We start from the raw sequence: 12264 nt of genomic DNA, 5'->3' as shown, positions 1-12264 counted from the left end.
GACATGCCACACACAAGGAATGAAATGATGAAAAAGCTCAATACCCTGCTCGCTGCCGCCATCATGTCCGTGCTGGGCACCGCCCAGGCCGCCGATCAAACCCTGGCCATGGTGGTCTCCACCCTCAACAACCCCTTCTTTGTCACTATGAAAGAGGGTGCTGAAGCCAAAGCCAAAGAGCTTGGTTACGAGCTGGTGGTACTGGACTCCCAGAATGACCCGGCCAAAGAGCTCTCCAACATGGAAGATCTCACCGTACGCAAGGTCGGCGCCATCCTGATCAACCCCACCGACTCCGAAGCGGTTGGCAACGCCATTCGTCTGGCCAACCGCGCCAGCATCCCGGTACTGACCCTGGACCGCGGCGCCGCGCAGGGGGAGGTCAAGGCCCACATTGCCTCCGACAACGTGGCGGGCGGCAAGCTGGCCGGTGACTTCATCACCGAAAAACTGGGTACCGGCGCCAAGGTCATTCAGCTGGAAGGGATTGCCGGTACCTCCGCCGCCCGCGACCGTGGCGAAGGTTTTGCCCTGGCCGTGGCGGCCAACAAGCTGCAGGTACTGGCTTCCCAGCCTGCCGACTTTGACCGCACCAAGGGTCTGAACGTCATGGAAAACCTGCTGGCCGCCCATCCGACCGTACAGGCAGTGTTCGCCCAAAACGACGAGATGGCGCTGGGTGCCATCCGCGCGGTACAAGCTGCCGGTAAAGAGGTGATGATCGTCGGCTTCGACGGCACTGACGATGGCAAAGCCGCCGTTGCCAAGGGTAAACTGGCCGCCACCGTGGCCCAGCAACCAGCCCTGATCGGTGCCATCGGCGTCGAGACTGCCGACAAGGTGCTGAAAGGTCAGCCGGTCGAGAAATCCATTCCGGTACCGCTGCAAGTGGTCAGCAAATAAATCACAAGGGGGAGGCTCGCCTCCCCTTTTCCCTTTCGTTCAGGTGCCTCCCGGCTTGAGCTCACGCCATCACAGTGTTCAAGCCAAGATGCATCAGGAGTAGTCAACATGAATCGTCTCGTCGTTCTGGGCAGTGTCAATGCAGACCATGTGCTGCGCGTTCCCCACTTTCCTCGCCCGGGTGAAACCCTGACCGGCCACAGCTATCAGGTAGTGCCCGGTGGCAAGGGGGCTAATCAGGCGGTTGCGGCTGCCCGTCTCGGTGCTCCCGTCTCCTTTATCGCCCGCATCGGTGATGACGCCATCGGCCACCAGATGAAAGCCGGCTTTGCCAAAGATGGCATCGACGTCAGCGCCGTCGAGCTCGATCCCAAGCTCCCGACCGGTATCGCCATCATCTATGTGAGCGATGAGGGGGAGAACAGTATCGGTATCTCCGCCGAAGCCAACGGGGCCATCACCCCTGCCGTGGTGAAAAACCACGAAGCGATGATCGCCGACGCCCACACCCTGCTGTTGCAGCTGGAAGTGCCGCTCGAGAGCGTCCATGAAGCTGCACGGCTGGCTCGCGCCAACGGCACCCGGGTGGTGCTCAACCCCGCCCCTGCCCGTCCGCTCTCGAGCGAACTGCTGGCACTGGTCGACCTTATCACCCCCAACCAGACCGAGGCCGAGCTGTTGACCGGCGTAAAAGTCACCGATGAAGCGAGTGCCCGCGAGGCGGCCGCCCGCTTCCACCAGATGGGGATTGCGGACGTGATGATCACCCTGGGGTCGCAGGGGGTCTATTGCAGCAACGCCCAGCAGCAACAGCTGATCCCGGGCTTTCGGGTCAAGGCGGTGGATACCACAGCCGCGGGCGATACCTTCAACGGCGCCCTGCTGGCAGCGGAACTGGCCGGTGCCGATTTCCACAGCGCGGTGCGCTTTGCCCACGGGGCGGCGGCACTCTCCGTCACTCGGTTCGGTGCCCAGAGCTCCATCCCGAGCAAGCAGGAGGTCGACACCTTCCTGCTTGAGCAGACTGCACAGGGGCACTGATGGCCAATATCAAGGAGGTGGCGGCGCTGGCGGGGGTCTCCACCACCACCGTCTCCCATGTCATCAACGAGACCCGTTTTGTGGCTGAGGAGACCCGCGAGCGGGTCTTCGCCGCCATGCGTGAGCTCAACTATGCCCCGAGTCTGGTGGCCCGCAGCCTCAAGGTGAAGGAGACCAACAGTATCGGCATGCTGGTCACCACCTCCAGCAACCCCTTCTTTGCCGAGGTGGTGCGCGGGGTGGAGCGCTACTGCTTCGAGCAGGGCTACAACCTGATGCTGGGCAACACCGAGGGTCAAGCCGAGACGGCCCTCTCCTACCTCAAGATGATGCTGCGCAAGCGGGTCGATGGTCTGCTGATCATGTGTAGCGAAGGCCAACAAGAGGTGTTCAATCAGCTCGACTGGCTCAAGAGCCTGCCGGTGGTGGTGATGGATTGGGGGCTAGTCAGCGAAGATGTGGATCTTATCGCAGACAACTCCTTCCACGGCGGTTATCTGGCGACCCGCCATCTGATTGAGCTGGGCCATACCGCCATCGGTTGCATCACAGGCCCCCACAGCCGCGCCCCCGCCAACCAGCGCCAAGCTGGCTTTGAGCAGGCGTTGCAGGAGGCAGGTCTCACGCTCAATCAAGAGTGGATCCAGGAGGGGGATTTTGACTGCGCCAGCGGCCATCAGGCGATGACCCGTCTGCTGGCATTGCCCGAGCGTCCCACCGCCCTCTTTGTCTGCAACGACATGATGGCAATGGGGGCCATCAGTGCCGCCCATCAGGCGGGGCTGGTGATCCCGCGGGATATCTCCATCGTTGGCTATGACAATGTGGCGCTGGCCGAATTTATGTCGCCACCGCTCACCACCGTCAACCAGCCCAAAGAGGAGCTGGGACGCCTCGCCGTTACCCGCCTGTTGGCTCGCATAAACGGCGAAGCGGTGGAGAATCACCTGATCACCGTCGACCCAGACCTGGTGATCAGGCAATCCTGCGCGCCCCGTCCCTGACGTTCAGGGGCAATAAACGAACAAGGCGACCCCAGGGTCGCCTTGTTTCATTTTGTCTCTTGCCGATGCAATACCGCGTTTTGCCCTCAGGCCAGCGACCTTGTCTCCCTGGCTGCCAGCACTTGCAGTGGCACCAGCCCCAATCGTCTGGCCAGCGGTTGCAGCAACTCGCCATCTTCATCACCCTGCGGCAACCAGTAGCGGACAGGCCAGCCGGCTGCCAGCTGCGCCGCGGTGGTGCTGCCAATCTCTCTGAGCGCCAGAGTGCAACCCTGCTGCCGCAATCCCGCCAGCAAGGCACCATCCGGCTGTAGCGTCGGTACCAGCAACACTAGCGGCGTACGGGAAGCCTCCGGCAAATAGGCCAGTAGATGGGTCAGCTGGGCCTGATTGTCGAGCGGGACCAGCAGTGCCCGACCATCGTTATACTGCGCCTCGTGCGCTTGCAGCACACGGGCCAACACGGGCCCCAGCACACCGCACTCCTGCAGCCAGCGCATATAGCAGGGTACTCCCTGCTCACGCCACTCAAGCGCCAATTGCCACATCTCGTTGCCCTGCCCGTCTGTGAGCTCCTGCAATGCCACTCGCAGCGGTGCAGGCTCGCGCCCAACCAGCCACTCTCGCAGCTGATGAAGCTGCTACTGACTCAACTGAAGCTGCTGCAGCATGGCCGGCTCAAACCAGCTGATCGCCCCCTCCTGGCTACGCTTGGCCTGGTTGAGGGCCAGGATCGCCTGATCCAGCAGCCGGGCGGCATCCTGTTGCTGCGCCTTGGCGACCCCGAGCCGACAGGCCAGATCGAAGCTGCATTCCCGGGTCACGAACTCGAAATGGAGCAGATCCAGCAGCTCATGAATGGCGGTTTCCAGCGCATCATCCGCTTTGGTCAACACCACGGCAAATTCATCTCCGCCGAGCCGGTAAGCGTGGCTGCCATGGGCCTGTTGCAGCTTGTCGGCCACCATCTGCAACAGCCGATCACCGACCTGATAACCCAGCAGATCATTGACCTGCTTGAAGCGCTTGAGATCGAGCACCACCAGGGCGCTCACACCATCGGCATGCAGAGCGCGAGAGAGCTGCTCCTGCAGGGCACGGCGGTTGCCAAGCTGGGTCAGGGGATCGAGCAGGGCAAGCCGACGGTTCGCCAGATTGGCGCGAATGAGGGCTGCGACCAGAGCGCCACCGGTCAACAACAGGATCAGTTGCCAGATCTGAAGCCAGAACAGGCTGTTGCGGATCTGGCTGACCGAATGCTCCCGCTCCTGGCCGGAGAGGATCTGATCCCCTATCTGTTCGATGAGACCGGTCTGGCTGGCGATCGCCTCCTGCAAGCGGGCAAGCTCAGCCCCCTCGTGCAGCGCACCAGCCTCCATCTGGGGTTCGAGCTGCTTGATCTGCTCGAACAGGGTGGCCAGCACCTTGCCGAGCCCGTGCCGCTGGCGCATCTCGGCGGTTTCACTGCTGATGAGGAAGATGTCGAGCCGGTTCCACAGTAGATCGTAATCGAGGCTCAGGGTCTCCATCGACAGTCTGCCAGCCCGATAGAGCTGCAGGTCGTAGAGGAAACGCTGGGATTCGAGCATCACCTGGCTGATGTTCCAGTGGACATTGCGGTAGAAGGTATCGACCAGCTGCTCCTGCCGATACTACAGATAGAGGCTGCTGCCCGACGAGAGCAGAAACAGCAGCGACACCGCAACCAACAGCAGATTTTGGCGGGATAGCCCCATCAATCGACGATCTCGATGCGGGTCACCTGCCACACCATGCAGTTGTGAATGGCAGGGACGTCCAGCTTGGGATAGGTGGTGAACGGGATGAGCAGCCAGAGCGGCCCCTTGTTGCGCCGGGTCAGCGGTTTGCCGTCCTCCTGACGCACCAAGGTCAGCGGCACGCCGTCGAACAGGGCCAGATCCACCACCTGCTGATAGCCGTTGAGGGCCGAAACGGCGATCTTGCGAGCATCCGGGATCCCTTGCGCCGCCAGCACGGCAGACAGGGTCGGCCCGCGATAGTGGTGGGAGCCCTGAGTCCAGGGAGTAGTCGTGGTGAACTCGGTCTGTGGCAAGGCGGAGAGGGTCGCATCATCGAGGGTCACCTGCTGGCCATCTGGCAGTACCAGGGTCATCAGGGGGATGGAGGCCGATGCGCTGGCACTGGCCAGCATCAGGAGAAAAAAAGCGATCCATTGCTTTACTGCGGTCATGGTAATTTGCGCCAACTGCGTCCCATTTTTTAAATGGTTGCCAGTGTGGCGATTTCACCGAACCATTGCAACTATCCCGTCGCACAGTAGCTCAGGGACCGCGCATCTCCATCCAGTTGTGCCCCTCGACTTGCCTCGGTTGATGAATGCCGCACGCCTCCAGCAACTCATCGACATAGGCGGGCACCAGCAGGGAGGCTGGGCCATAACGTTTCTCGTCAAACTGGCTGCCCACTTCGCTCGGCTCGAGATTGAGCTCGATGGTGTGGGCCCCGTTGAGGCCCGCTTCATGGACAAACCCGGCAGCCGGATAGACTGCGCCAGAGGTACCGATGGAGATAAAGAGATCGCACTGGGCCAGCGCACTGTAGATGCGATCCAGCCCGAGCGGCATTTCGCCAAACCAGACCACATGGGGACGCATCGGCTGAGGGAACTGGCAGCAGGAGCAGAGCTCGTCCTGATGGAGATCGCCACGCCACTCGATCACCTGACCGGACTCCGGGCAGCGGGCCTTGAGCAGCTCGCCGTGCATATGGATAAGGTTCTTGCTGCCAGCGCTCTCGTGCAGATTGTCGATGTTCTGGGTGACCAGAGTCACCGAACCGGGCAGCAGTCGCTCGAGGCGGGCCAGCGCATAGTGGGCCGGATTGGGGTGAACCTGGGGCTGTTGCAGCTGTGTGCGGCGGGAGTTGTAAAAGCGCAGCACCAGTTCGGGATCCCGGGCATACCCCTCGGGGGTCGCCACATCCTCGACCTTGTGCTCTTCCCACAAACCGTCGCAGGCACGAAAAGTCTTGATGCCGGATTCGGCAGAGATCCCCGCGCCGGTCAGGATCACGATATGTTTGTATGACTGCGCCATAAGCTGCTCCGTCTATCCCCGCACAATAAATGTGACCTTAGCACAGGGAAAAAAGTGTCACTATTCGCCCTTGGTCTTAAGCGGCACCGCTGGCGGCACGGATAACCAGGCATCCAGTACCGACAGATCCAGCCTGACAAAGACCATCTCCCGTCCGGTCACCAGGGTCAGCGGCAAGCCAAGGCGCTTGAGCAGGGTCAGCATGGGCCGGTTCTGGGCCAGCACTTCCGCCGTCCACTCCCGGATCCCGTCCTCCCTGGCCAGCAGTGCCAGCGCCAGCAGAATGCGCCGCCCCGCCCCCTTGTGCTGAAAGTGATCCGCCACGATGCAAGAAAACTCCGCCCGATCGGGATGAAGGCGGCGGCGGATTGATTGCGCCTGAGCCAGCGGCTCACCGGCCAGATCGGTCAGTAACAGCGAGATCTGTTGTTCGGGATGGTAATTGAGAAACTGGGCCACCTGTTCCGGTGGCGGCGTCCGTTTCGGGCGCATAAAGCGCAGATAGATGCTCTCTTCACTCAATGCATCGTAAGCGGCCAGCATGCGGGCAGGCGCCACACCATGCAGCTCGCGCAGCAAGCAAGGCACCCCGGAGACCTCCATCGCCAGTGGCAGCGCGGCCCGGGAAACCGGATGAGGCCAGCCATCCAGCCCTTTGTCAAGGCGCTCCCGGTGCATGGGCCAGCAGAGGTAGCGCGGCATGGCTTACCAGCGCCCCGTCATACCGCGCTCTCGCCACACCTCGACGTCGAGCAGGTTGTAAGGATCATCCAGATAGACGGCGATCCCCAGCTCTCGAACCCGGGCCATAAAGCGTCCCAGCAGGGAGTCACCGGTCAAGGATTCCATCTCCGGCAAGATCCCCTGCCCCAGCAGCAAGGCTTGCAGCGGCAAACGCTCCAGCAGATCGAATGGCAGATGCTGGCTGTTATCGAGCAGCAGCGCCAGCTTGCTCCCCGCCAGACTGGCTTGCAGCACCAGCGCAAAGCGATCGGCATTGCCGAGCAGGTGGTCTCGACGGTGGATCAGCAGGGTCAGTTCGGATGGGGTGCGCGATTGCTCCGTCAGCCAATCCTTGAGCGCCTCCCAGCGGCTGGGTAAACCCGTTACCGCCAGCCAGACCGGATGAGGGGTCGCGGGACTGGAGAGCAGCCCAAGCTGACCCTGCACCTCCCCCTGCCACCGGCGGATGGAGCGGCGCTGGCCGCTCAAGCGCTGTTGACGCAGCGGGCCCAGATAGAGTCGGCGCAGCAACCTGAGCAGCTCGTCGCAATCAAGCGGCTTGGCCAGTGCTGCAAGAATGTTGAAACCGGCATCGTGCAGCAGGCGGCGGGCACCGTCGATCAGCGTCTGCTCATGGGCCGAAAGCAGCACAATGGGCAGTCCGGCCTCCTGCAACTGGGGCTGGTTCATCAGCAGACTGATGGCATCTTGCTCCACTAGGCTGAGATCGCACACCAGCAGGCTGATGTCGCCCGCCGACAATGCCGCAAGACAGGCCGATTCATCCTGTACCCACTGACAGGAGAGCCCCAACCCGGCGATGGTCTGTTGCAGTTGCATCCCCTGAAACGGGTGATCCTCGAGCAGCAGCACCTTGTTAGCGGCCAGCCAGTTGCACCAGTTACGGTAACTGGCGGCAAGCCCCCCCAGCCAATCCTCGCCGATAGCGTAAATCCCCTCATGCTGCTGCAACTGGGGGAAATAGTCCGCCTGCTGATGAGCGGCGGGGTCGTAAAGGGCAATGGCACCTGCCGCAAACAACCCTTCCCACTGCCAGCAGGCATCCGGTCGGGTACGGTGCAGCGTGACATAGGAGGGCAATGTCATGGTGCTGGCCAACTCATGGGCGGTGCTGTCGAGGGCATAGAGCACAATGGGGCAAAATCCTGCCGCCTCATGCTCTTCCGAATCGAGCAACGCCAGTAATTCTTCATCAGTGATGATCATCTTGAGCCCTCTTTGAAAACTGCTGGCTGAACTCATCCAGTGCCCGGTTCAATCTGGCTTGCAGCATCGGATGGGGCGCCTGTTGCCACTCTTCAATGACCGCCACCAACGCAGTCGCCCCTACCATTCTGGCGGCCCCCTTCAACTTGTGTAAAGCAGCATTCACGCCAACTTCATCTTCTTCTGTGCTGCAGCGCTCAAGTTCGGCCAAATCATCACGGGTAGCCTTCAGATAAAGGGCGGCCAGTTCATCGGTCAGCAGCGAGGCAATCGGTGTCGGGGCGACAGCATTGCCCCCCTCTTTGGCAATATGGCGCAGCAAGGTCGCCAGCTCCTTGAGGGCGACCGGCTTGTCCAGATGGCCATCGCAACCGCAGGATTGCAGCTCCCTTGCCGCCTGATCACTGAGATCTGCGGTGATCACATAGACTGGCAGACGGACCCAACGGGCGGATTGGCGCAATTGCCTGCACAGCTCGGCCCCGTTCATCACCGGCATCTGCAGGTCGGTCAGCACAAAATCCACCTCCTGCTGTGCCAGCATCTCCAGCGCCAGCTGCCCGTTGGCGGCAGTGATAACGCTGGCACCAAGTTGCCCCAGTTGCAGGCTGATCAGCTCGCGATTGACATCGTGATCTTCAACCAGCAGTACCCGCATGCCAAGCCCGGGCTGGGTACCGGCGACCGGTTGATCCGGGGTCAGCCGTGGCTGCAGCAGGGTGATGATGGTCCCGGGCACCCAGGACTCCCCTTGCCAGGCCCAATAGTAGAGCCCCTTCTCGTCCACCTCCGCTTGCAGCGTATCAACGGCGTTGCTGACGGTGGCGATCCCCAATCGACTGAGCCAGGGCGAGAGCGCTTGCGCCTCATCGTGGGGTAAAGAGAGCGCCAGCTGCCGCACATTGGGTTGCCAGTCCGGCTCCTGCTGTACCCGCTTCAGCGGCAACTCGCAATAGAAGCGGCTACCGCCGCCGACGCGTCCCTCGACATCGATAAGCCCCCCCATCTGCTCGATCAGTTGCTTGCAGATCGCCAGACCAAGACCGGTGCCCGGCGCCCGCAGTTGCCCTTCAACGGCAAACTGCTCGAACGGCATAAAGAGCGTGGGACGCATCTTGGCGGTGATCCCCGGCCCCTGATCATCCACACCGAAGCGCAAGGTCGATGCGACCACCTCGGCCCACAGGACCACTTCCCCACGCAGGCTGAACTTGATGGCATTGGAGAGCAGGTTGTGGAGCACTTGCCGTACCCGGTGAGGGTCGAGGGTCTGCAGGGCTGGCAGAGCCGGGTTCAACTTAAGGCGCAGTTGCAATCCCTTGGCCCGCGCCTTGGTCCAGTGCACCGCCGCCACGTGCTCGCACAGCTCGGCAAAATCGGTGGGTTGCGGCGAGAGGGAGAGTTTGCTGTTTTCGTTGCGACTAAAGTCGAGCACATCGTTGAGCAGGCCGAGCAGCTCATCCCCCGCCTGACGCACCCGCGCCAGCGCAGAGTCTTGCTCTCTCGACAAAGGGGTGCTGGCCAGCCACTCCAGCAAGCCGAGCATGGCGTTCATCGGCGTGCGGATCTCGTGGCTGATGGCGGCCAAAAAGCGCCCCTTGGCCAGAACTGCCTGTTGCGCCTGCTCATGGGAGTGCTGCAGTGCTTGATCCTGCTCGACCCGGGAAGTGGCATCCTGCATCACCGCATAAATTCGCCAACCCTGCGGTTGACTGCGGCCACGGCCATAGAGCTGCAACCAGCGCAGACCCTTGGTCGGATGGTGATAGCGCATGGTGAATGCGAAGGGTTTGCCAACCTGCAACATGGCGAACATCTCTCGGCGTACCCGGCGGCGATCCTCGCGCTCCAGCATAGTGAGCACCCGTTTGGGCTCACGTCGGATCTGCTGGCTCGCCAGCCCCAGCAGCTCGTAACAGCCCCGGCTGATAAACTCGATACCCCCTACCCGTCCCCGCTCGAACATAAACTGCAGCACCACGCCGGGCACGGTATTGGTCAGGGCGCGCAGGCGGCGCTCTGCCTGACGCAGAAAACGGGCCTGCTCACGCAGCACACTGATATCCGACAGGGCGATGAGATCGGTGGCAGGTGCCTGCTTGTCCAGTCGCAGCGGATGCTGGGCATAGGCGAAGACCTGATCCCCCAGCACCAGCTCTCCTTCACTCTTCTGGGGCTGTACCGGCGGCAGCATCAACTGCTGCGAATAGCGCAGGGCCAGACGTCGCCCCTGTTTATTGGATTTGATCACCTTGCCCTGGCTATTGCGCAGATAGACGGGCACCGGCAACGCCTGAAACATGGTTTCCCGCAGCTCGCTCTCGATGGCCAGCGCCTTCTCGGCGGCGTGACGCTGGGCCACTTCCCGTGCCAGTTGCTGGCGGGAGCGCCAGATCCCGCCGATGACGATACCGCTGATCAGCAGTGCCATGGCGATGGAGCCAAACCAGGCGGCGTAGCTCACGCCAGGCTGCTGCACGACGAGCAAGCGGCGCCAGCGCTGGTTAAGTTCGTCAATCTGGGTGCTGGTCAGCGCCATCAGGTTGCGATCCATCACCCCGGCCAGTTCGGTCTGACTCTTGTTGATGGCAAAGCCAAGACTGAAGCGATCTTCCAGCTCCTCGATATCGAGCCCTTCCAGCAAGTTGGTACGCTGGGGATATTGCAGCTGATATAGCTCGCTCAGCATGGCGTCAGCCTTGCCCTGTTTGATCGCGGCAAGCCCCTGCTCGAGGCCGTCGGTGCGAACCCACTCCTGATCACCGAGCAGGGCGAGCAAGGAGGGATCGTAGAGGGATTCCGGCACCAGAATACGTTGGCGCTGGAGTTGGGTAATGCGATCAGCAGCCAGCTTGCGCTTGCTGATCAAGGCAAACCGGTTGGTGGAGATCGTCCGACTGAACATGAACTGATCCGTCAATGCCGGGGATTCCGGCAAGCCGGCCATCATATCCGCCTCACCACGGCGCAGCTTTTCTACGGCCTCCGCCTTGCTGGCGGCAGGTACCAGCTTGTATTTCAGGCCGGTCTCCTGGGTGACCCAGCGCAGCACATCCGCGCTCCACCCCTTCGCCTCCCCCAGATCATTGACGCCGCTATAGGGCATCAACTCGGGATTGACCACCAGGCGAATGGTGCGACCGCGGCCGGATAACCAGGCCTGCTCGGTATCGCTGAAGTGGGGCTGGTTGACGTAGAGCGACCCCTGATCGAGATAACGGGCCAGATCGGTATAGATAGTACCGGCGGGCATATGACGGATCAGGGTGTCCACCAGATTGGCCAACTCCGGCTGATCGCGCATCATCAGGCGATAGCTGATGATCCGATCCTCACCAAACAGGCGGCGCAGGCGCAAACCATCGGCAGGAAACTCGCGCATCAGATAGCGCAGTTGCAGATAGTCCCCCAGATAGGCATCACCCTTGCCACTCTGCAGCGCGTCGTAGACCTTCTCTCCGCTTTTTAGGGAAATAACGCGTGCCTGGGGATAGAGCTCGTGCAGCAGGCGGGCTGAGTCTGCCACTGAGTAGACCAGAAAGCGGGCCTGTGTGAGATTTTCTCCCTTGTAGAGGATGGCGGCATCGGTCTCCATCATCGGACGACTTAACCGCATGCCCTCCACGGCCTTCTTGCGGGTTCCGACATAGGGAATGATGTCGCATTCCCCCTCTGCAAGCCCGTTGCGCAATGTCTGCCAATCGGGCAGCTCTTTGAGCACAAGCGGAATCGGGAACAACTCCTGCAACCGGGCGAGACGATCCTTGAGCAGTCCCCCCTCGGCCATCAGGTATGGTGGAGGAAGCGTCGCAGGATAGCAGAGCGAAAGCTGACTCAGTGAATTTACATAAGCTTGGGTCGCCGGCGCCAACGGCAGCACTGTGGTCTGCAAAGGCTTGGCGTGCAATGGCAGTGCCAGTACGGCACCCAGAAGAAAAACGGGGAATTTGGTCATCTGAAAACAAAAGCCAGGCATCTGCCTGGCTTTTTATCACTCGTTGGGTTCAACATTTTCTACCCTGGCCTTGAGCTTCTGGCCAGGCCGGAAGGTCACCACGCGGCGGGCGCTGATAGGAATATCCTCGCCCGTCTTGGGGTTGCGTCCGGGACGCTGATTCTTCTCACGAAGGTCAAAGTTACCGAAGCCTGAAATCTTGACTTGTTCACCACGCTCAAGCGCCTGTCGGATTTCCTCAAAGAAGGCTTCCACCATATCTTTGGCTTCACGCTTGCTCATCCCGAGCTGGGTGAACAGGTGCTCTGCAATGTCGGCTTTGGTAAGCGCCATA

General features: G+C 61.4%; 9 protein-coding genes and 1 pseudogene. 3 read left to right on the top strand and 7 right to left on the bottom strand.

Annotated elements, in window-relative coordinates; genetic code table 11:
- Window positions 1-27 precede the first annotated feature (27 nt).
- From rbsB to ACTG1K_RS13280, 3 genes are all read left to right on the top strand, one after another.
- Window positions 28-903, top strand: coding sequence for a ribose ABC transporter substrate-binding protein RbsB (gene rbsB / locus ACTG1K_RS13290; RefSeq protein ID WP_005360585.1), 876 nt, complete (start codon window positions 28-30; stop codon window positions 901-903).
- Window positions 904-1011: 108 nt separating this feature from the next.
- Window positions 1012-1944, top strand: a complete 933-nt coding sequence (gene rbsK / locus ACTG1K_RS13285) for a ribokinase (RefSeq protein ID WP_440005683.1) — start codon at window positions 1012-1014, stop codon at window positions 1942-1944.
- Complete coding sequence (locus tag ACTG1K_RS13280) at window positions 1944-2948, top strand: substrate-binding domain-containing protein (protein ID WP_021230082.1); 1005 nt, start codon at window positions 1944-1946, stop codon at window positions 2946-2948. The genes rbsK and ACTG1K_RS13280 overlap by 1 nt, the downstream gene beginning before the upstream one ends.
- An 86-nt stretch (window positions 2949-3034) precedes the next feature.
- Here the strand turns inward: ACTG1K_RS13280 and ACTG1K_RS13275 are convergent.
- The 7 genes and pseudogenes from ACTG1K_RS13275 to ihfA all read right to left on the bottom strand — a co-directional run bounded on the left by ACTG1K_RS13275 (window position 3035) and on the right by ihfA (window position 12263).
- Window positions 3035-4684: pseudogene (locus tag ACTG1K_RS13275) on the bottom strand (diguanylate cyclase domain-containing protein).
- On the bottom strand, window positions 4684-5160 hold the full coding sequence (locus ACTG1K_RS13270; protein ID WP_425857199.1) for a hypothetical protein: 477 nt from the start codon (window positions 5158-5160) through the stop codon (window positions 4684-4686). Before ACTG1K_RS13270 ends, ACTG1K_RS13275 begins: the two are co-directional and overlap by 1 nt.
- Window positions 5161-5251: 91 nt before the next feature.
- A complete protein-coding gene (cobB, locus tag ACTG1K_RS13265; RefSeq protein WP_042083156.1) occupies window positions 5252-6025 on the bottom strand; it encodes a Sir2 family NAD+-dependent deacetylase in 774 nt (257 codons plus the stop codon).
- A gap of 60 nt (window positions 6026-6085) precedes the next feature.
- Complete coding sequence (locus ACTG1K_RS13260) at window positions 6086-6727, bottom strand: GNAT family N-acetyltransferase (protein WP_042083158.1); 642 nt, start codon at window positions 6725-6727, stop codon at window positions 6086-6088.
- A gap of 3 nt (window positions 6728-6730) precedes the next feature.
- Window positions 6731-7975, bottom strand: coding sequence for a response regulator (locus tag ACTG1K_RS13255; protein ID WP_236355952.1), 1245 nt, complete (start codon window positions 7973-7975; stop codon window positions 6731-6733).
- On the bottom strand, window positions 7962-11951 hold the full coding sequence (locus tag ACTG1K_RS13250; protein ID WP_440005680.1) for a response regulator: 3990 nt from the start codon (window positions 11949-11951) through the stop codon (window positions 7962-7964). Before ACTG1K_RS13250 ends, ACTG1K_RS13255 begins: the two co-directional genes overlap by 14 nt.
- Before the next feature lie 15 nt (window positions 11952-11966).
- Entirely contained in the window at window positions 11967-12263 is a 297-nt protein-coding gene (gene ihfA / locus ACTG1K_RS13245; protein WP_005300715.1) for an integration host factor subunit alpha, read from the bottom strand.
- Between the last annotated feature and the right edge of the window lies 1 nt (window position 12264).

The sequence above is a fragment of the Aeromonas sp. 102P genome (assembly GCF_051920345.1).
GTDB lineage: Bacteria > Pseudomonadota > Gammaproteobacteria > Enterobacterales > Aeromonadaceae > Aeromonas > Aeromonas veronii.
This window is presented reverse-complemented; position numbering and strand designations above follow the sequence as displayed.

Excerpts from the sequence above, each read along its gene's own strand:
- rbsB (WP_005360585.1), top strand. The coding sequence starts at position 28 with ATGAAAAAGCTCAATACCCTGCTCGCTGCCGCCATCATGTCCGTGCTG.
- ACTG1K_RS13270 (WP_425857199.1), bottom strand. The coding sequence starts at position 5,160 with ATGACCGCAGTAAAGCAATGGATCGCTTTTTTTCTCCTGATGCTGGCC.
- ACTG1K_RS13255 (WP_236355952.1), bottom strand. The coding sequence starts at position 7,975 with ATGATCATCACTGATGAAGAATTACTGGCGTTGCTCGATTCGGAAGAG.
- ACTG1K_RS13280 (WP_021230082.1), top strand. The coding sequence starts at position 1,944 with ATGGCCAATATCAAGGAGGTGGCGGCGCTGGCGGGGGTCTCCACCACC.
- cobB (WP_042083156.1), bottom strand. The coding sequence starts at position 6,025 with ATGGCGCAGTCATACAAACATATCGTGATCCTGACCGGCGCGGGGATC.
- ACTG1K_RS13250 (WP_440005680.1), bottom strand. The coding sequence starts at position 11,951 with ATGCCTGGCTTTTGTTTTCAGATGACCAAATTCCCCGTTTTTCTTCTG.
- rbsK (WP_440005683.1), top strand. The coding sequence starts at position 1,012 with ATGAATCGTCTCGTCGTTCTGGGCAGTGTCAATGCAGACCATGTGCTG.
- ACTG1K_RS13260 (WP_042083158.1), bottom strand. The coding sequence starts at position 6,727 with ATGCCGCGCTACCTCTGCTGGCCCATGCACCGGGAGCGCCTTGACAAA.
- ihfA (WP_005300715.1), bottom strand. The coding sequence starts at position 12,263 with ATGGCGCTTACCAAAGCCGACATTGCAGAGCACCTGTTCACCCAGCTC.